The following is a 24804-nucleotide window of genomic DNA, read 5'->3' on the forward strand; positions in this document are numbered from 1 at the left end:
GTCAGGACGCGCCGGTGCGCAGTACGACCGCACCGGTCTGGCCGTCCGGGTCGATGGAGGTGACGAGCACGGGCCCGGCCGCGGCGTCGGCGGCGAGCGCGCCGGCGAGCTGCAGCGACGCGGACGCCGCCCCGGCGTCGCCGACGAGCTTGCGCAGCCGCAGCCGGGGCGGCAGCCGGTCGCCGAAGAGCGCGGCGAGCGCGGCGTCCTCGCGGGCGCCGAGCGGGCCGCCGCTGTCCGACGGCACGATCAGCGTGATCTCGTCGGGACGTACGTCGGCGTTCTTGAGCGCCTCGGTGACGGCGCGGGACACCACGTCCTGGGCACGCTCGGGGTCGGTGAACGCCATGAAGCGGGTACCGAGCAGCGTGGCGAGCGGGGTCCGCCCGTAGGAGCGGGCCCGGTCCGGCGATTCGAGCAGGAACAGGGCGCAGCCCTCGCCGAGCGGCCCCGCGGGCCTGCGGTGCGGGCCACCGGTGCGGGCCCGGTACTCCAGCCAGGCCCGCTCGGCCGAGAACTCCTCCACGGCTCCGCACAGCACGGCCTCGCAATGGCCCTGACGCAGCAGCCTGGCCGCGTAGTTGAGCGCGAGCAGCCCGGTCGGGGCGCCGCCCGCGACCGTGGTGTTGGGACCGCGCAGGATGTGCCAGATGGCGCTCTGGCCCGCCGCGCGGTTCATCACGGTGTTCGGGAACAGGGCCGGGTCGACGTGGAAGGGCTTCTCGCCGGTGAGGGAGTCCCGGGTGAAGTCCATGATGCTCTGGACGCTGCCGTGCCCGGTGCCGAGGACCATGCCGACGGCCTCCGGGACGTCCTCGGCGAGACCGGACCCGGCCTGGCCGAGGAGCATCCCGGCCGTGGCGACGGCGATGGCCGTGGCGCGGTCCATGGCGCGGGTGCCCTTGCGGCCGAGTACCGACCGGGCGTCGAAGTCCGGTATGCGGCCCGCCCGTTCGTAGGGTCCGAGGTCCGCGGTGCCGTCGGCGGCCCGCGTCCCGTCCCGGTCGGCGCGGATGCCCTCGGTGAAGGCTGCTGCGCCGAGCCCGTACGGGGAGGACGCCGACCAGCCGGATACGACCAGGGTGTCCGGGTCCGCCCCGGTGGCAAGACTGGCACTCATCGCGTTCTGCTCCTGTCGGTGAAGGATCCGGGGTGTGGACCCGTCGGTCGAATACCTGGCCGGTGTGGTTCCCTGCCCGGTGCCCGCCCCGGCCGGGACGGGCGGGACGGGCGGGCCGGACGAGGGGGATCCGGTGGAGGCCCCTGGGGGCCGACGGGCTCTCAGCCCCACGCCCCGGCGGCGGCGTGCAGTTCCGCCCCGTCGACGCCGATGGTGTTGCCGGTCAGCCACGAGGAGTCGGTGCGTGAGAGCAGGGCGACTGCCTCGGCGAGGTCGTCGGGCCGGGTGAGGCGGCCGTGCGGGTTGTTCTCCGCCGCGCGCTCGATGTAGCCGGCGTGCTCCGGGATGCGCCGCAGCGCGGGGGTGACGGTGGTGCCGGCGCGCAGGGCGTTCACAGCGATGCCGCTGACGGCCAACTCGCACGCCAGTTGGCGCACATGGGACTCCAGGGCGCTCTTGGCCGCGGAGACCGCACCGTAACTGGGCAGCGCCTGGGAGGTGCCCGCGCTCGTCATCGCGTACACCTTCGCCCCGCTGCGCAGCAGGCCCGCGGCGAGCAGGTCCTGGGTCCAGTACACGAGACTGTTGGCCATGACGTCGAGCGTCATCTCCAGCTGGCGCGAGCTGACCTGCTTGTCCCAGCCCTCGCGCGGTGTGAACGGGACGAGGGTGCCGAAGGCCAGCGAGTGGACGAGGATCCGGACGCCGCCGCCCGATCCGGTCAGCTCGGCGAGTTGCGGCACGATGTCGGCCCGGGTGGCCCTGGCGGCGGCGTTGGCGTTGAAGAAGTGCGCCTCGACACCCAGCGACCGGATCTCGTCGACGACGGCCTCGACCTCCTCGGTGCGGGAGGCCGTGTCGAAGTGCACCCCGGCGATGTGCACGCCCTCGCGGGCGAGTCCGAGGGCGATGGCCCGGCCGATCCCGCTGGACGCTCCGAGGACCAGGCTCCAGCTCCCCTCAAGCGGTTTCAGCATGCTGCGACTCCTGTGTGTGGTGGGCCGGCGGGGAAGAGATCCGGACCAGGGCGACGTGTCCGGCGCCGTCGGCCGTGACGACGAGCCGGTCTTCCTCGCGGGCTGTGGTGACGGCGTGCGCGACGGCGAACGCGGGTCCGAGGCAGCCGGCCCCGCGATGCGGCGACAGCGGCTGCGTGCGGCGCGGTTCGGCCGTCGCGCCGCCGGGCGGCGGCACGGTCCGGCCCGCCGCGGCCCGGGCCACGGCGAGCGCCACCGTCTCGGACACCGCGGACCCGTCGAGGTCCAGATGTACGGTGCGCGGGCCCGGTACCGCCGCGAGAACCTCCGCGAGACGGTTCACCGCGCCGTCCCGGCCCGCAGGGCTCTCCAGCGCGCGCGGCGGCAGGAACAGGGAGCGCGCCGCCACCAGGGCGTGCACCCCGGCTCCCCGGGCCCGCGCGGCGGCGAGCGGCTCCAGCGCGAGGGCCGCGGCCCCCTGCTCGCCCCGCCCCCCGGGCGGCGGCTCCTCGGCCGCGGCCATCAGGAGTGTGTCGCAGCGGCCCGCCGCCAGGGCGAGCGCACCGGTGGCCAGCGCGTCGACGGCGGCGGTGCGCTCGTTCGCGACCGTCAGGGCGAAGCCCTTGAGGCCGAGTTCGGCGGCCAGCCGGTTGCCGAGGACATTGACGGCGAAGTAGGGGGCCGTGGCCGGAGAGAGGCGTGCCGCTCCACCGTCCTCGGCCACGGTCGCGTCCATGGTGTCGAAGAGCCCGGCGAGCCCCGCGTTGGTGGCGAGCAGCAGACCGCGCCGGTGGTCGGGCACCGCGTCGGGCCGCCCGCCGTCGGCGAGCGCGGCACGGGCCGCGGCCAGCGCGTACTGGGCGGCGGCGGGCAGGTACTTGTAGCCGCGCGGCCCGAGCCGGACCCGGTGGTCGAACCAGGCACCGTTCCCGGCCGGGGCGGCTCCCCGGGCGGCGTGGGCGGGTCCGGGCCCGTCGCCCCAGGGTGAGACGACGCCGACGCCGGTGACGGCGAGCTGCTGTCCGTACGGGCCGTTCACCGGTCCTCACCTCCCGCGAGAACGAGCGAGGCGTTGTTGCCGCCGAACCCGTACGCGTTGACGAGTACGCGCCGCCGCGACGGCGGCAGCGGGACGGCTGCTCCCTGCGGGAGCAGCACCTCGCACTCGGGATCCTGGTCCTTGAGCGGCACGTTCGGGGGGACGGAGCCGTGCCGCAGGATCAGGGCCGCCGCCACCGCGCCGAGCGCCGCGGACGCGCCGCCCGCGTGACCGAGCAGCGCCTTGAGGCTGTAGACCGGGACGCGCGCCGCGCGGGGGCCGAACACCTGGTGCAGCGCGCGGCTCTCCAGCACGTCGTTGAGGCGGGTGCCGGTGCCGTGCGGGATCACACAGCCGATGGTCTCCGGCGCATCGCCGACGGCCTGCCGCATCGCCCGTACGATCTGCTCGCCGTCCGCTTCGGGGGCCGTCGGGTGGCCCGCGTCGCAGCTCCACGCGGTCCCGCTCAGACGCAGTGCGGGCCGTATCCCCCGGGCCCCGGCGTGCGCGGCCGATTCGACGACGAGGATTGCGGCGCCTTCGGCGAACACCGTGCCGGCCCGGTCGCTCTCGAAGGGGCGGCACCGCTCGGGGTCCACGGCGCCGAGCCGGTTGAAGCAGCCGAGCGCGACGCGTGAGTACGCGTCGGATCCGCCCGCGATCACCACGTCGGCCTCCCCCGCGCGGATCAGGTCGGCGGCGATACCGAGGGCGTAGCCGCCGGCCGCGCAGGCGTTGGCGATGTCGTGCACGGGCCCGAACACGCCCAGTTCGGAGGCGAGTCGGCCGGCGAGCCGGAACGGAGGGGTCCAGTCGAAGCCGTCGCCGTGGATCCCGCGTCCCCGTCCGCGTTCGTTCGGGCCGGGCTCCCCCATGCAGCTGCCGAGCACGACGGCGGTGCGGCAGGCGCGCAGTGAGGCGGCGTCGTGGCGGGCGTCGCAGAGGGCCTCGGCGGCGGCGTGGGAGGCGAAGCGGGTCGCCCGCTCGGCCGCCGGGACGGGGTCGGGGCCGAGGTCGGGCACCAGGTTGATCAGCGGCAGGTCCATCCGGGCGAGCGGGTCCGCCGGCCGCTCCGGCCGACGGACCCCGGCCGCCGCCATGGCCCGCCACAGGGTGTCGGCACCCGCACCGTGGCAGGTGACGGCGCCGACCCCGGTGACCACGACCTCGACCTCGGTGTTCATGCCGTCCGGCCCTCCAGGGCCGCGTTCATACGGTCGTCGAAGGGGACGAGGCTCCAGTCGCGGCGGTTCTCGATCACCGCGTAGCCGTGGGTGATCCGGCCGGTCGCGGTCTGCAGCAGCTTCCCGTCACGGACGACGTAGGTGTCCATGCGGGAGTCGTACGTGAAGCCCTTGAAGACGTTCTCCACGGTGAGGACGACATACAGGTCCTCCTCCATCCGCGCCTCGTCGAGCACGGTGATCCGCGAGTGCGGCACGACGGGGATCCAGTTCTGCTCGTCGAGCAGCGTCTTGATGGAGACCCCGCGATCGGCGACGAGCCGGTCCTTGGCCTCCTCCATGAGCCGCAGATAGCCGGACATCTGCTGACGCTCGGTGAAGTGGCAGTACCAGTAGGGGATGCGGAACTTCCAGGCGTACGCGTTGCGTCCGGCGGTCAGCTCCTTGACCAGGTCGGCGGCGGCCGGGTCCGCCGCGACGGGCTCCGGCGTCCAGCCGGGCACGGCGCCGAGCCGGTCGACGGCGTAGGGGGCGAGCGCGGCGGGAACGGGCTGCTCGCTGCCGCCGCGCGGGTCGAGGCGCAACTGGACACGGACCGTGGAGGTGACCGCCTTCAGGAGGGACTCACGCCGCACCTGGAGCGTGACGGCGAGGACGAGCTCGCCGTCCTTGGCCCTGCGGTGCGGCCTGACCTCGGCGACGGCCGTGTCGTCGATGTGGAAGGCGTGCAGGATGCGGGTGTCGATGTCGACGATGTCCGTGCACAGGCCGTACGTCTCGTAGATCGCGCCCGGAGCGATCCCGGCCTGCCTGAGATGGTTCAGGACGGCTTCCTCGACGAGGTAGTTGACGTGCTTGAAGCCGATCCAGGTGCAGATGTTGGAGCCCTCGTAGCGAGGGCGGATCTCCAGGGTGCTGGGCTCCTGGAGCGCGAGAGCCGCGGCCTCGATGCCAGCGGTGTTCGTTGTCACGTCAACTCCGGTACGTAGGGATGGACATCGGAAGGGGAAGGGGTGGCGGGAGCGGCGGGGAAGGTCTCGCGGAGCAGTTCGTGCACCGCGTCGGCGAAGCGCTGCGGCTGTTCGGCCATCGCGAAGTGGCCGCAGTCGTCGAAGAGCCGGAGCCTGCCGTCGGGCAGGGCGGCGGCCAGCGCGCGGGCGTCGTCCGGCGGAGCCGCGAAGTCCCCGCTCCCGGCCACGACGAGCACCGGAAGCCGCAAGGAGGCGACGTCCAGGAAGGGGCTGCGCAGATAGGCGCCGAAGAACTGCTGCCAGCCGTAGGGGCCGACCCGGTCGCGGACCCGCAGCGCCATCGCGGCCCGCACCTCGGCCGGCAGCCGCTCGCCGCCGCCGATCCGCAGGCCCTCCTCCAGGATGCGGTGGAAGCCGCCCAGGTAGTACGTGGCGTCGTCCCAGGAGAAGTCGTCGGTACGACGCCGGTGGAACGGGGCGACGACCACGGCGGCCCGAGGTCCGCCGGAGTCCGCCCGGCGTACGAGGGCCTCCAGCGCGGGGCCCGCGGTGAAGGAGTGCACGAGGAGGAGATCGACGCCTCCGGGCACCGCGTCGAGCGCGCGCTCCACATGGTCGGCCGGGTCGTCCCGCAGGCTCCAGCCGGGGTCGCCGGCGGAGCCCCAGGGCAGCTCCCCGTCCCACAACTCGACCTCGTCGAGGGCGAGTCGCTCGTACGGCGCCCAGCTGGACACGCTCCCGGCGAGGCCGTGCAGCGCGAGCACGCGCACGGCGCCCCCCGGTCCGCGGGCGGAACGCCGGAGCCGTACCGAGGCCATGGGCTCCGGGCTGCCCTCCCCGTCGTAGTGGGTCATCGCGCCGCGCCCGCCGGACCGGGTACCGGGGCACCGGGGGCCGCCAGGAGCAGGGCCGCGCTCGCGTCGTCCCCGCCCGCGTCGCCCGTACCCGCGCTGGCCAGGACCAGGGTCCCGGAGCCCGCTTCCGCGTCGTCGAACCAGAGGGCCGCCGCCGCGCACTGGAGCACGCCGAGCGCGCCCGACGACGGGCCGTACAGCGCGGACAGGTCGTGGACCGGGACCGTTCCGGCCCCGGCGCCGAGCCCGGGTGCGGGGGCGCGCACCCCGTCCGGGTGCTGCGGCACGCACCACAGGCCGACCGGTCCCGGCAGCCTGCCGCGCACGTCGGCGACGGCGACGGCGTGATCGCCACGGCGTGCGTACGGTCCGATCGCGGCCAGCGCGTCCACTCCACGGGCCGTTGCCGAAGCGGCGGACTCGACGACCAGGGCGACCGCGCCGTCGAAGAGCGCGGGCGCACCGGCGCCGTCGTCGTCCGGCACCTCGGTGAGGTGGCGCACGGGGGCGTTGTCCGGTTCGGTGCCGACGACGAGCACCCGTTCCACCCGGCCCGCCCCGATCAGCAGCCGGGCCCAGTGGACGGCGTCGAGCCCGGAGGTCGGCCCGTTGCACAGAGTCAGGTTGGCGCCGCGCAGGCCGTGCGTGATGGCGAGCCACGAGGCGACCACATTGCTGGAAGTGGCGGGGAGCATCATCGGGCTGGTCGCCAGATAGGTGGACTCGGCGATGGTGCGCACCGTCTCGCAGACCGTGTCGGCGTTGCCGTAGTTGGTACTGGTGACCACCCCGACGCTCTCGCCCGGAACGGTCAGCTCCCCCTTGGCGTCCACCAGTCGGGCCTCGGCCAGCGCGTCCCGCGCGGCGGCCATGGCCAGCTTCGTGGCCCGGTCCTTGTAGCGCAGGCCGCGTCCGGTGAGCCGGGACACGGGGTCGGGCGCCGCCCGGTGGTCCTCGGGCAGCGGCCCGAGCAGTCCGGCGGGCTCCGCCAGGCCGCGCACGGCCGTGCCGATCCCGGTGATCACGGCGCGTGCCGTGGGTGTGGTGCTCACTGGCCCGCTCCTTCGTCCGGTTCCCCGAGTCCGGCCGGGTGTCCGTCGACCCGTTCCACGACCGCGACCGCGTTGAGCCCGCCGAATCCGAACGAGTCGATCTGCGCGAGCTCCAGCCGCTGTCCGGGCCGCTCGGCACGGCCCCGGACCAGCCGGAATCCGGCCACGGCGTCCACCGGGTCGTCGAGGTACACCGTCGGCGGGACGGTCCCCGTGCGCATCGCGTCCACGGCGGCGACCAGGCTGTGCAGTCCGGAGGCCCCGGCGGTGTGTCCGGTCATCGACTTGATGGCCGTCATGTACGGGGAGGGGTCGAGGCCGGCGAACACGGTGTTCAGGGCCGTGGACTCGGCCTCGTCGTTGAGTGGTGTGCCGGTGCCGTGCAGCATCACGAGATCGATGTCGGCGGGCCGTACCCCGGCCCGCTCGTGTGCCTCGTGGACGGCCGCGGCGATGTTCTTCGCGTCGGGCGCGGACGGGTGGTGGGCATCGCAGTTGACGGCGACGCCCCGCACCCGCGCGTGGACCCGAGCTCCCGCTCCGGGCCCGTCCGCCTCCCTGCGCAGCACCATGGCCACCGCGCCCTCGCCCTGCAGCATGCCGCGCCGGGCCCGGTCGAACGGCCGGACCCGGTCGGGGGGTTCGGGATAGCAGCGGTCGAGCAGGCCGTACGTGCTCTCGGTGATGGTGTCGACCCCGGCGACGACGACGGTGTCCGCGGCGCCCAGGTCGAGCAGGTCGGCGCCGAGGCCGAGCGCGTACAGCGAGGCGGAGCAGGCGTTGGCGACGGTGTGGGTGTCGTCCGCGCCGAAGCGCCTGCGCAGGGCCGTTCCGAAGTGCAGGTCCCGTACGTCGAAGGGCACGTCGTCGCGCCAGGACAGTTCCACCGAGCGCAGTTCGCGCAGGGTGGTGCCGATCAGGACCGGGACCCCGGACAGGTCGTCGCCGAGTCCGGCGTCCGCCGCCGCCTGTGCGACGGCCCTCTCCAGCCAGCGGGTGGCGCGCAGCGGCTCGTCGACGCCCGGCGCGGGCCGGTCGTCGATCTCGTAGGCCACCCGCGCACGGAAGTTGGCGGGGTCGTAGCCGCGCAGCGGGGCGAGCCCGCTGCGGCCCGCGACCAGCGAACCGAAGATCTCCTCGACGCTGCCGCCGATGCTGGCGACGGCGCCCATACCGGTCACGATCCAGCTCATGACGCGCTCCGGTGGGCCCCGAGGACCAGGACCGCGTTGTTGCCGCCGAAGGCGAGCGCGTTGTTCTGCACGACGGACAGCTCCGCCTCGACCGCCTCGTTGGGTACGCAGTCGACGCCGCACTCCGGATCGGTCTCCCGGTGATTGACCGTCGGCGGGATGAACCCCTCCGTCAGGGCGAGCGCGCAGGCTGCGGCGGAGACGGCGCTGGCCGCGCCCATGCTGTGGCCGATCATCGACTTGATGGACACAGTGCGGGGCATGGTGTCCGCGCCGAACACCTGGCGGATGGCGCCGGCCTCGGTGATGTCGTTGGCCTTGGTGCCGGTGCCGTGCGCGGACACGAAATCGACCTGGTCCGGCGTGATGCCCGCGTTCCGGTGGGCGATCCGGATGGTCCGCGCGATGCTGTCCCGGTCCGGGGCGACGGGATGCAGGGCGTCGCAGGCGAGCCCGTACCCGAGGACCTCGGCGTAGATGCGGGCACCGCGCGCCAGTGCCGAGTCGAGACTCTCCATGAGGAGGATGCCCGCTCCCTCGCCGGTGAGGATGCCCTCCCGGTCCTTGTCGAAGGGCCGGCACACCTCGGGGGCGATGGTGCCGAGCCGGTAGAACCCGGTGAACGTCTTGCGGCAGGCCGCGTCGGCGCCGCCGCACAGGGCGATGTCCACGTCCCCGCTGCGCAGCGCGTCGTAGCCGTATCCGACCGCGTAGTTGCCGGCCGCGCACGCGGTCGGGATCGTCACCGCCTCCACGTCCTCCAGATGCAGCTCGCGCACGATGCCCGCGGACAGCCGTCCGGCGGAGAAGCGCCGGGCGACGACCGGGTCGTACTCCTCGGGCCCGCCGTCCAGGCCCGTGGCGACGAGCTGGTCGAGGTCGCGGGACTCACCGTCCGTGGTGCCGACGGACACCAGGGAGCGGCGGGCCCGCACGTCCTGCGCGCTCAGCCCCGCGTCCTCGACCGCCATGCGGGCGGCCGCCACCGAGAACTGGCCGGCCCGGCCCAGCTCTTCCACGGGCTGCCCGACGATCCAGCGCTCCGGCTCGAAGTCGGTGACCTCGCAGCCGTTGGCATGGGCGAACCCGGTCGTGTCGAACGCGGTGATCGGCTTGACGCCGCTGCGTCCCTCACGAAGGCCGGCGGTGAAGGCCTCGACACCGATCCCGATGCTGGTGACCACACCGAGTCCGGTGATGACCACCCGTCGTCCTGCGGTCTCGGAGAAAGGACCGTCGTGTCCGCCGTGACCTCGCGCGTCTGTCTTCATCGAAGCGTTCATCGAAGCTCACCCATCTGCTGGCGATCGGGACGGCAGATCAGTTACGGGCGGCTTCGGACACCACGACGTACACACCCTCCAGGTTGACCATCCGGCTCAGCTCCGCCTGGTCGATGGTCACCTTCTGGGTGCGCTCGAGAGCGGCGAGAATCTCGATGGCGCGGAGCGAGTCCGCGTCGTGCTCCTCCTTGAAGAGGCTGGTCTCGGTGACCTCGTCCTCGTCGATCTCAAGAATGTCGCAGACGATCTCCTTGATCTCCTGCTTGCGGGCAGCGTCAAGTCCGTTCGTCACGTTCGCGTTGGTCATCTCGACTCCCTCGGGATCAAAACCGGAGTCCGGCGACTCCGCCATCCATGTGATGAGTCGAGAGTGGGATCGGCGGCTATACGCGCCCTATACGGTTTCTGGCCCTTCCAGCCAGCCGAGTTGCACGGCTCGCAGTCCCGCCTGGAAACGGCTGCGCGCGCCGAGCCGCCCCATGAGATCGGCGGTGATACGACGCCCGGTGCGCACGGAGATGCCCAGCTTGCGGGCCACGACCTCGTCGGTGAGCCCCTCGCTGAGCAACCGCAGCACGGCCTGCTCCTGCACGGAGAGGCTCTCGTTCCCCGGCTCGCGCGACGGCGGCCGGTAGCCGCTGAACGGGACGGCGCTGTCCCAGATCCGGTCGAAGAGTTCGCACAGCGCCGTGATGACGCCCGCACCGCTCAACACGAGTGCGCCGGAAGCGGAGTCGTCCGGATCGATGGGCAGGACCACGTGACTGCGGTCGAACAGAAGCATGCGCGACGGCAGCGAGGGAGTGGTGCGCACCTGATCGCCATGGGTGTGCAACCAGCGCAGGTGCTCCACGGTGGCGGGGTCGTTGTGGACGCTGTCCAGATAGATGCTGCGCATCACGACACCACGCGCGGCCAGATCCTCCAGCAAGGGGCGACTGGCCTGCCGGCTGGCCTCGGCCTGCCGGCCTCCGGCCGCGAAGGTGAGCAGTTCGGAGGAGCAGTCCTGGGTGAGTTCCTCGATACGGGAACGGATTTCCTCGATCCCTGTGAGTCGCTCCACAAGGAAACTGCGTAATTTCTGCTGCACTTCGGTGTACTCGTCGATGAAACGAGCAACTTCGACGCGCGTCTCGGATATTTTCCTCTGCCGCTCCAGGAGTTCACTCTCCTGACGCGCGAGAAGCGCCTGCAGGCCGACTTCGGGACTGACCGGTCTGACCCTTCCGGGCGAGTCCCACGAAGGTTTCACAAGTAAGAGGCGCACACATTCGTCGAGCGCGGAACGGACCTGCTCCACATTCCAGCCCAGCGCCTCGGCAAGGCTCTCCACATCGGAATTCGGCCGTCCGAGTACGGCTCGATAGGCCTCGGCCGCACGGGGTCCGATCCCCAACGGTTCAAGCATGTACGTCCCCCACCCTTCGCCGATCTCCACGAAGCATGAAGCATCATGAAGAAATCGAAAGGATTTAGCAACGAACACGCGTATGAACCGCACGGTAGCACAGAGCAAACACAGATGCAGGGCTGCTCAGTTGCGCAACCCTGCATCCATTCATGTCTCACGACGCGAATGTCATCCCCAGATCGGGTCCTGGGGGTCGGTCGGCTCGACTCCCCAGATGGGGTCCTGCGGAGTTGTCACCGAAACCACCGCGGACAACGCATTCGATCGGTCGGCCGCAGCCGCGCCGACGGTGCCGACGGCACCGAAAGCCGCGGCGAAGAAGGCCAGTGTGACAACAACGGCACGCACCTGCATCTTGCCCATGAAACGTACGCCCCCCGGGAGTATGGATTCCTTGTCGATTCCCTTGTCCGACTCGCGTCGGCCGGTGATGGAATCCTCGCCGAAACCCTCCGCCGGAGACCAGCGGATTCACCGGCAGGGAACTGCGCTGACAAGGTACTGACAGCGGAATTGTGACTCCCACTTCTCATCCGTACGGCCCCGGGAGGGAACTCACCCGTCCCCGAGGTGGGAGTTACGCCCTTTCACGCCCTCCCGCGTCGGCCGGTCGGGCCGTGACGGCCATGAGCGGTCGGGCGGCACATTCCGCCCCGACCCCCTCGACGTGCAGCATGATGCCAGCCCTGCCGGTCGATCCTCCTTCCGGGCACGGCGGACAGCGCGGGAGCCGATAGGAGCGGCACCCGGACGAGGAGCCGTTTGCCGTGCCGGCCGCGGGGCATGCGCGAGACAGGGAGCCGGCACGTTCCGGCTGACGCGGATCCACGCCCATGCCAGTAGAATTCATAGGTGAATAAGGGCGTTTTTCATGGTTTGTCGTTTGTGCAGGACCGCCCGACGAGGCGGTCGGCAGCGCGGCCGGAGAGGACGCCCGACCGTAGTCCCCCAGCAGGGAAGGTGTCCGATGGGCTTCCTGGACAATTTGAAGGCCAAGCTGAGCCCCGCCAAGGACAAGGTCGGCGATCTCGCGCAGCAGCACGGGGAGAAGATCGACCACGGGCTCGAAAAAGCCGCACGGACGGTCGACCAAAAGACCAAGGGCAAGTACAGCGACAAGATCGAGTCCGGCACGAGGAAGGCCAAGGAAGCGGTCGAGCGCCTGTCCCACAGACACGACGAGGGTGGTACGCCCAAACACGAGGAGGGCGGTACGCCGCCGGGTACGCCGCCGCCCGCTTCCTGAACAGCGGCCGTTCAACCGGTCGGCACCGACCGGCGGCCGTACGGTGACAACGCCGCACGGCCGCCGTACGCCTGCGCCGGGGTGCGGCACGGACTCAGGACCAGGTGGCGACCAGGTAGCCGACGCCGTACGGGGCGTCCTCGTACAGCAGCCGGCCGCCCAGGCCCGCCCCCTCGGCCGCGCCCGCGAGCACCTGCCACGGCGCCCGGCCCGCCGCCTTCAGTTCGTACGCCAGCGACGCGTCCAGCGCCGTCAGCGCCCCTGGATCCGCCGCGGCCAGCGCGCGGGCGGCCGCCGCGTCGAACGCCTCGGCGCGGTCGTCCAGGTAGCCGGGGGCCTTGAGCGTGCGGCAGGCGCTGCCGTCGCCCATCACCAGCAGCGCCAACCGGTCCGCCCTGGCGGCGAGGTCCCGTCCGGTGCTCATGCAGCGTTCGGTTTCGAGCGGCGCCCCCACAGCGAGCCCCTCGACCGGCGCGGCGGCCCAGCCCGCGCGGGCGAGCAGCCAGGCACCGACGGCCAGGGACGGCGGAAGCGGCCGGTCCGCCACAGGTCCGCGGTCACGCCCGAGCCGTACGCCGAGATCCACGCCGAAGCCCTGGAAGGTGCCGGTGGCCCCTTCGGGGTGCGGGCCACGGCCCTCGTGGTCCGCGGTCCCGATCACGATCAGCAGATCCGGCCGGGCGGCGGCCAGTACGCCGAGGGCATCGGCGCAGGCGTCCCGCAGGGTGTCGAGCTCGGGGGCGGCACCGGCCGCCACCTCGGGCACCAGCAGCGGCGGACAGGGGCAGACAGCGGCGGCGACAAGCATGGTGGGCAGCGTACTGCGTGGGCACGACGCCGCCGTCGGCCACCGCCGCCTGCCGCCCCCTCCGGCGTCAGTCGCAGCCGCAGCCGGGCGTGGCCGCGGCCGGCAGCGGGGCCGGGGCGCCGATACCCGGAAGCCCCAGCATCACTCCGGCCGGCTTGTCGGCCTCGGTGGCGGTGCGCTTCTCCCAGGCGTCCCCGGCGCGGGTCCGCCGCACGCCCACCGGAGCGCCCTCGGCGAGCAGGTGGTGCGGGGCGGCGTAGGTGATCTCGACGGTCACCACGTCGCCCGGCCGCACGTCCTCGTCCGGCTTGGTGAAGTGGACCAGGCGGTTGTCGGGGGCGCGGCCGGAGAGGCGGTGGGTGGCGCCGTCCTTGCGGCCCTCGCCCTCCGCGACCATGATCTCCAGCGTCCGGCCGACCTGCTTCTTGTTCTCCTCCCAGGAGATCTCCTCCTGGAGGGCGGACAGGCGCATGTACCGCTCCTGGACGACCTCCTTGGGGATCTGCCCGTCCATCTCGGCGGCCGGGGTTCCGGGGCGCTTGGAGTACTGGAAGGTGAAGGCGTTGGCGAAGCGCGCCTCGCGGACCGCGTGCATGGTCTGCTCGAAGTCCTCCTCGGTCTCGCCGGGGAAGCCCACGATGATGTCGGTGGAGATGGCGGCGTCCGGCATCGCGGCGCGCACCTTCTCGATGATGCCGAGGAAACGCTCCTGACGGTACGAGCGCCGCATCGCCTTGAGGATCGTGTCCGAACCCGACTGCATCGGCATGTGCAGCTGGGGCATCACATTGGGGGTCTCGGCCATCGCCGCGATCACGTCGTCCGTGAAGTCGCGGGGATGCGGCGAGGTGAAACGGACCCGCTCCAGGCCCTCGATCCTCCCGCAGGCGCGCAGCAGCTTGGAGAAGGCCTCGCGGTCGCCGATGTCGGAGCCGTAGGCGTTCACGTTCTGGCCGAGCAGGGTGATCTCCGAGACGCCCTCGGCGACCAGTGCCTCGATCTCGGCGAGGATGTCGCCGGTGCGGCGGTCCTTCTCCTTGCCGCGCAGTGCCGGGACGATGCAGAAGGTGCAGGTGTTGTTGCAGCCGACGGAGATGGAGACCCACGCCGCGTAGGCGGACTCGCGGCGGGTGGGGAGGGTGGAGGGGAAGGCCTCCAGGGATTCGGCGATCTCGATCTGCGCCTCCTCCTGGATGCGGGCGCGCTCCAGCAGCACCGGCAGCTTGCCGATGTTGTGCGTACCGAAGACGACGTCCACCCAGGGGGCCCGCCGGACGATGGTGTCGCGGTCCTTCTGCGCCAGGCAGCCGCCGACGGCGATCTGCATGCCGGGGCGCCTGGTCTTCATCGGGGCGAGCCGGCCGAGGTTGCCGTAGAGCTTGTTGTCGGCGTTCTCCCGGACCGCGCAGGTGTTGAAGACGACGACGTCGGCGTCGCCGTCGGAGCCCTCGGCGGCACGTACGTAACCCGCGTCCTCCAGCAGCCCCGACAGCCGCTCGGAGTCGTGGACGTTCATCTGGCACCCGTAGGTGCGCACCTCGTACGTTTTCAAACCGTCCACTACTCCACCAGCCACGTCGTTGCCGCTCACCCGTCCAGGGTAAGGGCTCCGGCCCGGCCGCGATGCTGATCACCCCGCGGGGCCCGGCCCTGGTCATCGCCGGGACGGGCTGGCAGGATCGCCGCCATGCTCCAGGCACTGTCCCGTATCGGCCGGCGGCGCACCCTCCAGGCGTGCGCGGCCCTCGTCGTCGTGCTCGGGCTGCTGCTGTGGTGGCTGCTCCCGCTCGGGAAACCGGCGCCGAGCGGCACGCTGACCTTCAGCACCGGCGTGCGCAGCGGCGTCTACCAGCGCTACGGCGAGCGGCTCCGGGGGGACCTGGCCAAGGATCTGCCGAAGGTGTCGATACAGCTGCAGACCAGTGAGGGTTCGCAGCAGAACATCGCCCGGGTGGCGACCGGCAGGGCCGACTTCACCATCGCCACCACCGACGCCCTCGCCACCTATCTGCGCGACGGCGGGCCCGGAGCCGACCGGCTGCGAGGCTGTGTGCGGTTGTACGACGACTACATCCAGCTGGTCGTGCCCCGGAACTCGGAGATACGGAAGGTCTCGGACCTGCTCGGCAAGCGCGTCGGGGTGGGCCAGCCGGGGTCCGGCGTACGGCTGGTCGCCGACCGGCTGATGACGGCCGCCGGTCTCGATCCCACCGACGATGTGAGGCCGGTCCCCAACGGCATCGACACCATGCCGAAGGAGCTGGAGAACGGCCGGATCGATGCCTTCTTCTGGTCCGGCGGACTGCCCACCTCCGCCGTACAGGAACTGTCGGACCGGTTCGCGATCCGGCTGGTGCCGCTGGAGGCCGCGCTGATCAAGGAGCTTCAGGCCGTGGGCGGCTCCGCCCGCTACTACCGCTCGGCCGTGATGCCCGCCGACGCCTACCGCAACGCCCAGCACGGGCAGGCGGTGCCGACGGTGGCGGTCGCCAATGTGCTGGTGACCACGGACCGTACGGATCCGGCGATGACCGAGGCGTTCACCCGGACCGTGATCGACAGCCGGGACCGGATCGGGCGCGAGGTGCACGCCGCCCAGCTGGTGGATCTGCGTACGGCGATCTACACCGATCCCCTGCCGCTGCACGAAGGGGCCAGGCGCTACTACCGGTCGGTCAAGCCCTGAGCGCCGTGCCGCTCCCTGCCCGCCCCGCTCAGAGAGGGCGACCTCTGACAGGGAGGTCGCCCGACAGGCTCTCAGCCCTGCGGGTTGTCACGCGGCACCGACACCGTCACCCGCAGCCCGTGCGGCTCATGGGCGGCATAGCGCAGGGAGCCGCCCCCCGCCGCCAGGAGGGCCTGGGCGATGGAGAGCCCGAGGCCGGAACCCTGCACGTTCTGGTGCCGGGTGCTGCGCCAGAAGCGGTCGCCGACGCGTTCCCTCTCCTGTGCGGTGAGGCCCGGTCCGCGGTCGGCGACGACGACCGTGACGTCGTCGCGGCCGGAGGCGACCGTGACGCGGACCTCCTCGTCGGCCGGGGTGAACTTCAGGGCGTTGTCGATGATGGCGTCGAGGGCGCTCGACAGCGCGATCGGGTCCGCCCAGGCCGTCACGGCGGCTGAACCGTCCGCCCTGAGCGCCACCCCCCTCTCCTCGGCCACCGGCCGCCAGGAGGCGACGCGTTCCGCGGTGAGGGCGCCTATGTCCGTGAGTCGCAGGTCGGCCCCGGCGTGCTCGGCCAGCGCCAGGTCGAGCAGGTCGTCCAGGACCTGTGCGAGGCGCTTGCCCTCCGTGCGCACGGAGGCGATCTCCTCGTTGCCCTCGGGGAGTTCGAGCGCGAGGAGCTCGATGCGGAGCAGCAGAGCGGCAAGGGGGTTGCGCAGCTGGTGCGAGGCGTCGGCGACGAAGGCGCGCTGCTGCTCCAGCACGTTCTCGACGTTGTCGGCCATCTCGTTGAACGAGCGGGCCAGACGCCTGAGTTCCGGCGGTCCTCCGGAGGCCGCGACCCGGGATCGCATCCGGCCACTGGCGATGTCGTGGGTGGCCGCGTCCAGGGTCCTGACGGGCAGCAGCACCCAGCCGGTGAGCCGGATCGCGGCGCCGACCGCCACCAGCATCGCGACCACTTCGCCGGCCGCGATGAGCAGCCAGCCGCGCAGCGTGCGCGCGCGCATCTCGGTGGTGGGCGAGTCGATGACCACGACGGCGACCACATCGCCGTCCCGCACGACGGGCGAGGCGACGACGACCCTGCCCCGCTGCCAGGGCCAGACCTGCGGCGGATCGTGGCTGCGACGCCCGAGGAGCGCCTCCTTGAAGGCCTCCCTCCCCTCTCCCTCGATCGGCAGCTGCCAGGTGGCCGGGGCCTTCGCCATGGCGCTGTCGTCCCGGTAGAAGACACCGGCGCGGATGCCGTACACCGAGGCGTAGGTGTCCAGTTCGCCGCGCAGGGTGCGGCGGCGCTCGTCGTAACCGGGGGTCCGTTCGGCGATGAACTGGGCGAGCGCGGCGAAGCGTGCCGTGTCGTCGATGCGGTCGATGACGACGCGCTGCTGCTGGGCACCGGCCACGCTGACCGCCAGCGGGAAGCCGAGGGCGAGCAGCACGCTCGCCATGAGAATGATGAGCAGGGGTAGCAGCCGGGTGCGCACCTGGGACGTACGCCTCTACGCGGACGGGGCGACGAGGCGGTAGCCGACCCCGCGCACCGTCTCGATCAGTGCGGGCAGCCGCAGTTTGGAACGCAGGGACGCGACGTGCACTTCGAGTGTGCGCCCCGTTCCCTCCCAGCTCGTGCGCCAGACCTCACTGATGATCTGCTCCCGGCGGAAGACCACCCCAGGGCGCTGGGCGAGCAGCGCGAGCAGGTCGAACTCCTTGCGGGTGAGCTGGACTTCACAACCGTCGACACTGACCCGCCGGGTCGGCAGCTCGATCCGGACGTGTCCGAGCCGAAGGGCGGCGACGGGCGTGGGCACGGTGTCCTCGCCGGCCGGTTTGCGGCGGCTGACGGCATGGATACGGGCGAGGAGCTCGCCCGTGTCGTACGGCTTGACCACGTAGTCGTCGGCCCCGAGATTGAGGCCGTGGATCCGCGACCGGACATCGGCGCGCGCGGTGACCATGATCACCGGGGTGGAGGTGCGCTTGCGGATCTTCCCGCACACCTCGTAGCCGTCCTGGTCGGGCAGGCCGAGGTCGAGGAGCACGACACCGAAGGGCTCCGTGTCCGCGGGCAGCAGCGCCTGCAACGCCTCCTCGCCGCTGCGGGCGTGCACGACCCGGAAGCCGTGCCGGGCGAGGACCGCGGAGAGGGCGGCCGCGACGTGGTTGTCGTCCTCGACGAGCAGCAGTCTCATGCCCCCTCCTTTCCGATGGTGCGATGCCGGTTCCCGTGGACGGGGTGCCGGTGCGGTCTCCTGTACGCCTTCGTACACCTCTCGTCTCTTCCCCGTACCGAGGTGTTTCACGTCATGGCGTACCAGGGCATCCACTCCGATGACCGGTACGTCAGTCAAGGGCCCGCCCCTCGCATCGAGCCATCCGTTATGCACCCGGTACGCCCCGGGCGCACCGCCTGCCGCCCTGTTCACACGGTGTGTCCGGATGCCGCCGGATCGTTATCCTCAATTCTCGCTCAGATGTGATGACGCTGATCCCACCGCGTCCTAGGGTCCTTCCCAACCGAGGAGGACGGAGCAAGAAGCCGATGAGCGGAGTTTCAGTGACCAAGGGCGCCGAGGACGCCGCACCTGCGGCGAACGACCTTGTCGTACTGAGCAACGTCAACAAGCACTTCGGCGCGCTGCATGTGCTCCAGGACATCGACCTGACCATCGCCCGTGGCGAGGTCGTGGTCGTCATCGGGCCCTCCGGGTCCGGGAAGTCCACGCTGTGCCGCACGATCAACCGCTTGGAGACGATCGACTCGGGCGCCATATCGATCGACGGCAAGCCGCTGCCCGAGGAGGGCAGGGAGCTGGCCCGGCTGCGCGCCGATGTCGGCATGGTCTTCCAGTCGTTCAATCTCTTCGCGCACAAGACGGTGCTCGAGAACGTGATGCTGGGCCAGATCAAGGTCCGCAAGACGGACAAGAAGGCGGCCGAGGACAAGGCCCGTTCGCTGCTGGACCGGGTGGGCGTGGCGACGCAGGCCGACAAGTACCCCGCCCAGCTCTCCGGCGGTCAGCAGCAACGCGTGGCCATCGCACGGGCGTTGGCGATGGACCCGAAGGTGATCCTCTTCGACGAGCCGACCTCCGCGCTCGACCCGGAGATGATCAACGAGGTGCTGGACGTCATGCAGCAGCTCGCCCGGGACGGCATGACGATGGTCGTCGTCACCCATGAGATGGGCTTCGCGCGCTCGGCCGCGAACCGCGTCGTCTTCATGGCGGACGGAAAGATCGTCGAAGAGGCCACGCCCGACCAGTTCTTCAGCAACCCGCGCAGCGACCGGGCCAAGGACTTCCTGTCGAAGATCCTTCACCACTGATTGATCCTTCACCGCCGGTACCCGGACCGGCCGATCACTCACATCGCGTCAACTCTAGGGAATCTCACCATGCAGCTTCGTAAGGTCACCGCCGCCTCGGCCGCCGTGCTCGCCCTCGCCCTGACCGCCACCGCCTGTGGTTCCGACAAGAAGGACGGCGGCTCGGACGGTGCGGGCGGCGGCAAGAAGATCACCATCGGCATCAAGATCGACCAGCCGGGCCTGGGTCTGAAGACGCCCGACGGCAAGTACACCGGTTTCGACGTCGATGTCGCCACGTACGTCGCCAAGGAGCTCGGCTACGACGCCAAGGACATCGTCTTCAAGGAGACCAAGAGCGCCGACCGCGAGACGGCGATCGAGCGCGGTGACGTGAAGTTCATCGCCGCCACCTACTCGATCAACGACGAGCGGCTGCAGAAGGTCGACTTCGCGGGCCCGTACCTGCTGGCGCACCAGGACATCCTCGTCCGTGCCGACGACGACTCGATCAAGTCCCCGGCCGACCTGAACAACAAGAAGCTGTGTTCGGTCGCCGGCTCGACCTCGGCGCAGAACGTCCACGACAAGCTGGCCCCGAAAGCCCAGCTCCAGGAGTACGGCGGTTACTCGGAGTGCCTGTCCGGTCTGGAGAACAAGGCCGTCGACGCGCTGACCACCGACGACAGCATTCTGGCCGGTTTTGCCGCGCAGCAGAACTTCCAGGGCAAGTTCAAGCTGGCCGGCTTCCAGATGAGCAACGAGAACTACGGCATCGGTCTGAAGAAGGGCGACGCCGACCTCAAGAAGAAGATCAACGACGCGCTCACCAAGATGGTCTCGGACGGTTCCTGGGACAAGGCCGTGAAGGCCAACTTCGGTCCGGCGAACTACAAGAACGAGCCCGCCCCGAAGATCGGCAACATCGTCAAGTGAAGCAGGGCTGACCGGGCGCGCCGTCCATGAACGGCGGCGCGCTGTGCCCTCCGACACGCGGAAGCGCGGGAGATCGTGTTCGACTTTCTTGAAGGTTACGACCTGCTGGGGGCCTTCTGGGTGACGGTGCAACTCACCGTCTACTCCGCCCTCGGCGCCCTCATATGGGGAACGCTGCTGGCCGGCATGAAGGTCAGCCCGGTCCCTCTGATGCGCGGCTTCTCCACCGCGTACGTGAACGTGGTCCGGAACATTCCACTGACCGTGATCATCGTGTTCTCGTCGCTGGGCCTCTTCCAGACGCTGGACATAAAGCTCGGCGCCAGTGATTTCACGGACATCAACTTCCGGCTCGCGGTGCTTGCCCTGATCGCCTACACCGCCGCGTTCGTGTGCGAGGCACTGCGCTCCGGCATCAACACCGTCCCGGTCGGCCAGGCCGAGGCGGCGCGCGCGCTCGGGCTGAGCTTCACCCAGGTACTGCGGCTGGTCGTCCTTCCCCAGGCGTTCCGTGCAGTGGTCAACCCGTTGTCCAACGTGCTGATCGCGTTGACGAAGAACACCACGGTCGCCTCCGCGATCGGCGTCGCCGAAGCCTCGTACCTGATGAAGGGCATGATCGAGGCCGAGGCCCAACTGATGCTCATCGCCGCCGTCTTCGCGTTCGGCTTCGTCGTTCTGACCCTCCCGACCGGCCTGATCCTCGGCTGGGTGAGCAAGAAGGTGGCGGTGAAGCGATGAGTTCCGTCCTCTACGACGCCCAAGGACCGCGCGCCAAGCAGCGCAACATCCTGTACACGGTGCTGTTCGTCCTGTGCGCCGCGGCAGTGGTGTGGTGGGTCTATGACGGCCTCGCTTCCAAGAACCAGCTCGACTGGATCAAGTGGAAGCCCTTCTTCACCAGCTCCCAGCCCTGGGAGACGTACATCTGGCCGGGCCTCCAGAACACGCTCAAGGCGGCGTTCTTCGCCCTGATCATCGCGCTGCCGCTCGGCGCCCTCTTCGGGATCGGCAGGCTGTCGGACCACCGGTGGGTGCGGATGCCGGCGGGCATCGTCGTGGAGCTCTTCCGCGCCATTCCCGTGCTGATCCTGATGATCACCGCGAACGCGGTGTACGCGGAGTACACCGCCATCGACACCGATGTGCGTCCGCTGTACGCCGTGGTGACCGGTCTGGTGCTGTACAACTTCTCGGTGCTCGCCGAGATCGTGCGGGCCGGAATCGAGTCCCTGCCGAAGGGCCAGGCGGAGGCGGCCAAGGCGCTCGGCATGCGCAAGAGCCAGATCATGATGTCCGTGCTGCTGCCGCAGGCGGTGACGGCCATGCTGCCGGCGATCGTCAGCCAGCTCGTGGTCATCGTGAAGGACACCGCGCTCGGTGGCGCCATGATGACCTTCCCCGAGCTGCTGGCCTCGATCCGCCCGATGAGTGCGAACTACGGCGCGAACACGATCGCGTGCTTCACCATCGTGGCTCTGATCTTCCTCATGCTGAACTTCGCGCTCACGTCGTTCGCGAGCTGGCTGGAGCGGTGGCTCCGGCGCAGCAGGAAGAGCAAGGGCACCGCCGCCGGGGGCACACCGGAGACCATCGGTGAGCCGGCGCTCGTCATAGATGACGGACGCGCCGTCTGACGGCTCGTCGATCTGCGTCCCCGAGGGGCGGTGGCACATCCGCCACCGCCCCTCGCCGCCTTCCGGTGTCGCTTGACGCAGGCACCGGCAGTAGGTTGCATACGTTCTGTGATCGCGCCCCCAGCTCCCGCCGCCGCCACACATACTCCGCCGCCTACTCCTCTTTCGAGCCGTCGGCTCCTTTCGTCCGCGTCCTCGGCGTCGTTCGCACGGATCCGAGGAGCCGCCCCGTGGACCCGGTGATCGTCGTCGGCGCCGGGCCCGTCGGCCTGACGCTGTCGCTCGCCCTCGCGGCACAGGGCGTTCCCTCCGTCCTTCTCGACGAGGACCCGGCCAAGGACGAGACCCGTCCGGCCCGCACGGTGGTGCTGCGCGAGGACACCGCGGCCCTGGTGGAACGGCTCGGCTGCAAGGCACTCCACCACGAGAGCATCCGGTGGTCCGGCTGGCGGTCCATGCGGCGCAGGCAGGTGGTGCGCGAGCTGCCGCTCGGCGAGGACTCCCCCGAGGGCGATCCGTTGCCGGCCCCCGTCCATCTGCCGCAGCACGTCCTGACCCGCGGGCTGCGGGACGCGGTGGCCGCACAGGAGCTGGTGCGGGTGGCTCCGTACAGCCGGATCGACACGCTGGAGCAGGACCCCACCGGCGTCACCGTGCGCACCAGGGAGCCGAACGCGACCTGGTGGCGCGGAAGTTACCTGGTGGGCTGCGACGGCGCCAGGTCCACCGTGCGCAAGCTCCTCGACATCCGCTTCCCCGGTCGGACGGCGGTGGAGCGGCATGCCGTCGCCGCGCTGCGCACCGAGCTTCCCTGGCCGGGACAGGCCGTGCTGCACCGGCTGCCGCCGTGGCGGACCGGCGGCGCCGAGGTGACCGCACGACCGCTGCCGGACGGTGCCTGGCGGCTGGACTGGCTGCTGCCGCCGCGCGGTGAGCTCGTCACTCCGGATGCCCTGATCACCCGGATCCGGGACACCTTGGCGGGCTGGTGCGGCGAGACACCGCCGTACGAACTGCTGGACACGGGCGTGTACACGTTGCACCACCGGCTCGCCCTGCGCTGGCGGATCGACCGGGCCTTCCTGGCCGGGGACGCCGCCCATCTGCTGGGCGCGCTGGGAACCCAGGGGCTCGACGAGGGGCTGCGGGACGCCGAGAACCTGGCCTGGAAGCTGGGCCAGGCCTGGCACGACGGAGCCTCGGACGTACTGCTGGACAGCTACCAGGCGGAGCGCCGAGCGGCCGTCGCCGCGCGGCTGCGCGCCGCGGACCAGTCGCTGCCGATACTGCGCGGCGGCGGAGGCCTGCGGACCCTGGTCCCGGGGAGCGCACGGGGGCACGACTCGCTGCTCACCGACGGACATCTGGGGCGGGGCCCGCTCGGTGCGCCCCCCTCGTACTCGCACTCGCCCCTTGCGCCCCCACGCGCCGAGGCGCACACGTCCGTGGATACGCCCCCCGGTGCGCCGGTCGCCGATGTACGGGTGACCGCACCCGACGGCACGACCGTGCGGTTGCGCGAGCGGCTGGGGCAGGGGCACCTGCTGGTGGTCCTGGTGGCGCCCGGCACAGGGGTGTGGGACCGGCGTCACTGGATGAGCGCGGGTGTCATGCCCCGTCTGGTCGCGGCCGTCGACGCGATGCCGGTGAAGGGCGAACTGCTGGTGACCGAGAGCTATCCGGGGGCGGCGGCCCACACCGTGCTGCTGATCAGGCCGGACGGTCACCTCGTAGCGTCGTTCGGCGGGGTCCGGCCCCGGGAGCTCTTCGCGGCGGCGGACACGGTGCGCGGCGGACCGGCGCGCGGCTCCGTACGCCCGGACCAGACTGCGGGCATCAATTGACCGCCGCGGGCGCGCATGGTGTACTCCGGAACGTGATCGACACCGATGTGCGCCTGTGGCGGCGGGTCCATATGGACCTCGTCCGCTATGCGGGCTGCGTGTGTCGCCCGTCCTGCTGAATCGCCTCTCCCTGCCGCGCCGTGCGCTCCACCGTACGGCCGGGCATCCGCGCGAACTCCCAGGACGGTCTCTGTGTCTGCCCCTTCGTCACCCTCTGTACGCACGCCCGCACCCGCATCCGTACGCGCTCGTGGTTCCGGTCCTTCGGCCGCGGAGCTGCTCGCATTCGTCCGCCGCGTCGCCGCCGACACCGAGATCGTCGCCTCGCTCCCGCTCGATCCCGAGGGCCGCACCTGGATCCCGCTCGAAGGGCCCGGCGGCAGCGAGGCCTGGCTGATCGGCTGGCCACCCGGCAGCGGCACCGGCTGGCACGACCACGCCGACTCGATCGGCGCCTTCACCACCGCGGCCGGCACCCTCAAGGAGCTGTCGCTCGCCGCCCGGCTGCCCACCGACGGCTGGAAGACCCTCGAACTCACCGAAGGCATCGACCGTTCCCGGCACTTGGCCACCGGACAGGGCAGGGCGTTCGGCCGCCACCATGTCCACGAGGTGCTGAACGAATCCGGCACCGAGCACGCCGTCTCCGTCCATGCGTACTACCCGCCGCTGCCGCGGATCCGGCGCTACAGCCGTACCGGTGCGGTGCTCCGCCTCGAACAGATCGAACGACCGGAGGACTGGCAGTGAGCGTCAGCCGTGGGAGCGGTTCGGGGCCGGTGGGGATCGACGAACTGCTGGAACGGGTCCGGGCAGGGTTCGTCCGGGTCGGTCCTCGGGAGGCGATGGCCGCCGCCGCGGACGGTGCGCTGCTCGTGGACATACGCTATGCGGAGCTGCGCGAACGGGACGGACTCATTCCGGGGGCGCTCGTCGTCGAGCGCAATGAACTGGAGTGGCGGCTCGATCCACAGGGCAGCCATCGGGCTCCGGAGGCGGTGAGCCACGATCTGCGCATCGTGGTGGTCTGCAACGAGGGCTACGCGTCGAGCCTGGCCGTCGCGTCCTTGCGTCAGCTGGGACTGCACCGGGCGACGGATCTGATCGGCGGATTCCAGGCGTGGCGCGCGGCGGGACTTCCCGTCGAGGCGTGAGGGAGGGGTCCGGGCGGGACATCCCGCTTCGGAGGCGCCGGCTCCGGATCTGTACGTGCCCGGACCAGGATTCCTGCTCCTTCGCGCCGCCAGTGCCTCTCGTTCGGATCATTCCGGGCT

Annotated in this window: 26 protein-coding genes; 10 read left to right on the forward strand and 16 right to left on the reverse strand. The window is 71.2% G+C overall.

The window, feature by feature from the left end; genetic code table 11:
• Nucleotide 1: 1 nt before the first annotated feature.
• The 12 genes from ACF1B9_RS31005 to ACF1B9_RS31060 all read right to left on the reverse strand — a co-directional run bounded on the left by ACF1B9_RS31005 (nucleotide 2) and on the right by ACF1B9_RS31060 (nucleotide 11447).
• On the reverse strand, nucleotides 2–1120 hold the full coding sequence (locus ACF1B9_RS31005) for a beta-ketoacyl synthase N-terminal-like domain-containing protein (protein WP_391744705.1): 1119 nt from the start codon (nucleotides 1118–1120) through the stop codon (nucleotides 2–4).
• Nucleotides 1121–1281: 161 nt separating this feature from the next.
• A complete protein-coding gene (locus tag ACF1B9_RS31010; RefSeq protein WP_391744707.1) occupies nucleotides 1282–2097 on the reverse strand; it encodes an SDR family NAD(P)-dependent oxidoreductase in 816 nt (271 codons plus the stop codon).
• Nucleotides 2081–3136 carry a beta-ketoacyl synthase N-terminal-like domain-containing protein gene (locus tag ACF1B9_RS31015; protein WP_391744709.1) on the reverse strand — a complete coding sequence of 352 codons (1056 nt, stop codon included), beginning with the start codon at nucleotides 3134–3136 and terminating at the stop codon, nucleotides 2081–2083. The genes ACF1B9_RS31010 and ACF1B9_RS31015 overlap by 17 nt, the downstream gene beginning before the upstream one ends.
• The gene (locus ACF1B9_RS31020; RefSeq protein ID WP_391744711.1) at nucleotides 3133–4320 is read right to left on the reverse strand and encodes a beta-ketoacyl-[acyl-carrier-protein] synthase family protein; all 1188 of its coding nucleotides are present in this window, start codon (nucleotides 4318–4320) and stop codon (nucleotides 3133–3135) included. The genes ACF1B9_RS31015 and ACF1B9_RS31020 overlap by 4 nt, the downstream gene beginning before the upstream one ends.
• On the reverse strand, nucleotides 4317–5291 hold the full coding sequence (locus tag ACF1B9_RS31025) for an acyl-CoA thioesterase (protein ID WP_391744713.1): 975 nt from the start codon (nucleotides 5289–5291) through the stop codon (nucleotides 4317–4319). The genes ACF1B9_RS31020 and ACF1B9_RS31025 overlap by 4 nt, the downstream gene beginning before the upstream one ends.
• Nucleotides 5288–6145 carry an alpha/beta fold hydrolase gene (locus tag ACF1B9_RS31030; RefSeq protein ID WP_391744715.1) on the reverse strand — a complete coding sequence of 286 codons (858 nt, stop codon included), beginning with the start codon at nucleotides 6143–6145 and terminating at the stop codon, nucleotides 5288–5290. Before ACF1B9_RS31030 ends, ACF1B9_RS31025 begins: the two co-directional genes overlap by 4 nt.
• Nucleotides 6142–7197, reverse strand: coding sequence for a beta-ketoacyl synthase N-terminal-like domain-containing protein (locus tag ACF1B9_RS31035; protein ID WP_391744716.1), 1056 nt, complete (start codon nucleotides 7195–7197; stop codon nucleotides 6142–6144). Before ACF1B9_RS31035 ends, ACF1B9_RS31030 begins: the two co-directional genes overlap by 4 nt.
• Nucleotides 7194–8390: a beta-ketoacyl synthase N-terminal-like domain-containing protein gene (locus ACF1B9_RS31040; RefSeq protein WP_391744718.1), complete on the reverse strand. Its 1197-nt coding sequence runs from the start codon at nucleotides 8388–8390 to the stop codon at nucleotides 7194–7196. Before ACF1B9_RS31040 ends, ACF1B9_RS31035 begins: the two co-directional genes overlap by 4 nt.
• Nucleotides 8387–9661, reverse strand: coding sequence for a beta-ketoacyl-[acyl-carrier-protein] synthase family protein (locus ACF1B9_RS31045; protein WP_391744720.1), 1275 nt, complete (start codon nucleotides 9659–9661; stop codon nucleotides 8387–8389). Before ACF1B9_RS31045 ends, ACF1B9_RS31040 begins: the two co-directional genes overlap by 4 nt.
• A gap of 49 nt (nucleotides 9662–9710) precedes the next feature.
• Entirely contained in the window at nucleotides 9711–9980 is a 270-nt protein-coding gene (locus ACF1B9_RS31050) for an acyl carrier protein (RefSeq protein ID WP_391744722.1), read from the reverse strand.
• 87 nt (nucleotides 9981–10067) lie between these two features.
• Complete coding sequence (locus ACF1B9_RS31055; protein WP_391744723.1) at nucleotides 10068–11111, reverse strand: DUF6879 family protein; 1044 nt, start codon at nucleotides 11109–11111, stop codon at nucleotides 10068–10070.
• 141 nt (nucleotides 11112–11252) lie between these two features.
• A complete protein-coding gene (locus tag ACF1B9_RS31060) occupies nucleotides 11253–11447 on the reverse strand; it encodes a hypothetical protein (protein ID WP_391744725.1) in 195 nt (64 codons plus the stop codon).
• 604 nt (nucleotides 11448–12051) lie between these two features.
• Between ACF1B9_RS31060 and ACF1B9_RS31065 the strand changes: the two genes are divergently transcribed.
• The gene (locus tag ACF1B9_RS31065) at nucleotides 12052–12330 is read left to right on the forward strand and encodes an antitoxin (RefSeq protein ID WP_391744726.1); all 279 of its coding nucleotides are present in this window, start codon (nucleotides 12052–12054) and stop codon (nucleotides 12328–12330) included.
• Between the two features lie 94 nt (nucleotides 12331–12424).
• On the opposite strand, the gene ACF1B9_RS31070 is transcribed toward ACF1B9_RS31065, so the two are convergent.
• Together ACF1B9_RS31070 and miaB are read right to left on the reverse strand one after the other, a co-directional pair.
• Nucleotides 12425–13138, reverse strand: coding sequence for a class III extradiol dioxygenase subunit B-like domain-containing protein (locus ACF1B9_RS31070; RefSeq protein ID WP_391744727.1), 714 nt, complete (start codon nucleotides 13136–13138; stop codon nucleotides 12425–12427).
• A 67-nt stretch (nucleotides 13139–13205) separates the two neighbouring features.
• Complete coding sequence (miaB, locus tag ACF1B9_RS31075) at nucleotides 13206–14699, reverse strand: tRNA (N6-isopentenyl adenosine(37)-C2)-methylthiotransferase MiaB (protein ID WP_391744782.1); 1494 nt, start codon at nucleotides 14697–14699, stop codon at nucleotides 13206–13208.
• A 126-nt stretch (nucleotides 14700–14825) separates the two neighbouring features.
• Between miaB and ACF1B9_RS31080 the strand changes: the two genes are divergently transcribed.
• Nucleotides 14826–15824, forward strand: coding sequence for a TAXI family TRAP transporter solute-binding subunit (locus tag ACF1B9_RS31080; protein WP_391744728.1), 999 nt, complete (start codon nucleotides 14826–14828; stop codon nucleotides 15822–15824).
• A gap of 71 nt (nucleotides 15825–15895) precedes the next feature.
• Here ACF1B9_RS31080 and ACF1B9_RS31085 read toward each other — a convergent pair whose 3' ends face one another.
• Together ACF1B9_RS31085 and ACF1B9_RS31090 are read right to left on the reverse strand one after the other, a co-directional pair.
• On the reverse strand, nucleotides 15896–17290 hold the full coding sequence (locus ACF1B9_RS31085; protein ID WP_391744729.1) for a sensor histidine kinase: 1395 nt from the start codon (nucleotides 17288–17290) through the stop codon (nucleotides 15896–15898).
• 15 nt (nucleotides 17291–17305) lie between these two features.
• Nucleotides 17306–17998, reverse strand: coding sequence for a response regulator transcription factor (locus tag ACF1B9_RS31090; protein WP_376211552.1), 693 nt, complete (start codon nucleotides 17996–17998; stop codon nucleotides 17306–17308).
• A 350-nt stretch (nucleotides 17999–18348) separates the two neighbouring features.
• On the opposite strand from ACF1B9_RS31090, the gene ACF1B9_RS31095 reads away from it, so the two are divergent.
• The 8 genes from ACF1B9_RS31095 (at nucleotide 18349) to ACF1B9_RS31130 (ending at nucleotide 24684) form a co-directional block, all read left to right on the forward strand.
• Entirely contained in the window at nucleotides 18349–19134 is a 786-nt protein-coding gene (locus ACF1B9_RS31095) for an amino acid ABC transporter ATP-binding protein (protein ID WP_391744730.1), read from the forward strand.
• A gap of 69 nt (nucleotides 19135–19203) precedes the next feature.
• Nucleotides 19204–20049 carry a glutamate ABC transporter substrate-binding protein gene (locus ACF1B9_RS31100; protein ID WP_391744732.1) on the forward strand — a complete coding sequence of 282 codons (846 nt, stop codon included), beginning with the start codon at nucleotides 19204–19206 and terminating at the stop codon, nucleotides 20047–20049.
• Nucleotides 20050–20124: 75 nt separating this feature from the next.
• Nucleotides 20125–20790 carry an amino acid ABC transporter permease gene (locus tag ACF1B9_RS31105; protein ID WP_391744734.1) on the forward strand — a complete coding sequence of 222 codons (666 nt, stop codon included), beginning with the start codon at nucleotides 20125–20127 and terminating at the stop codon, nucleotides 20788–20790.
• On the forward strand, nucleotides 20787–21686 hold the full coding sequence (locus ACF1B9_RS31110) for an amino acid ABC transporter permease (RefSeq protein ID WP_391744735.1): 900 nt from the start codon (nucleotides 20787–20789) through the stop codon (nucleotides 21684–21686). The genes ACF1B9_RS31105 and ACF1B9_RS31110 overlap by 4 nt, the downstream gene beginning before the upstream one ends.
• A 230-nt stretch (nucleotides 21687–21916) precedes the next feature.
• Entirely contained in the window at nucleotides 21917–23530 is a 1614-nt protein-coding gene (locus ACF1B9_RS31115) for an FAD-dependent monooxygenase (protein WP_391744737.1), read from the forward strand.
• A gap of 47 nt (nucleotides 23531–23577) precedes the next feature.
• The gene (locus ACF1B9_RS31120) at nucleotides 23578–23649 is read left to right on the forward strand and encodes a putative leader peptide (protein ID WP_309544753.1); all 72 of its coding nucleotides are present in this window, start codon (nucleotides 23578–23580) and stop codon (nucleotides 23647–23649) included.
• A 73-nt stretch (nucleotides 23650–23722) separates the two neighbouring features.
• A complete protein-coding gene (locus ACF1B9_RS31125) occupies nucleotides 23723–24280 on the forward strand; it encodes a cysteine dioxygenase (protein ID WP_391744738.1) in 558 nt (185 codons plus the stop codon).
• Nucleotides 24277–24684 carry a rhodanese-like domain-containing protein gene (locus ACF1B9_RS31130; protein WP_391744739.1) on the forward strand — a complete coding sequence of 136 codons (408 nt, stop codon included), beginning with the start codon at nucleotides 24277–24279 and terminating at the stop codon, nucleotides 24682–24684. Before ACF1B9_RS31125 ends, ACF1B9_RS31130 begins: the two co-directional genes overlap by 4 nt.
• Nucleotides 24685–24804 lie beyond the last annotated feature (120 nt).

Origin of the sequence: Streptomyces sp. NPDC014727 (genome assembly GCF_043083485.1) — a bacterium.
Classification (GTDB): Bacteria; Actinomycetota; Actinomycetes; order Streptomycetales; family Streptomycetaceae; genus Streptomyces.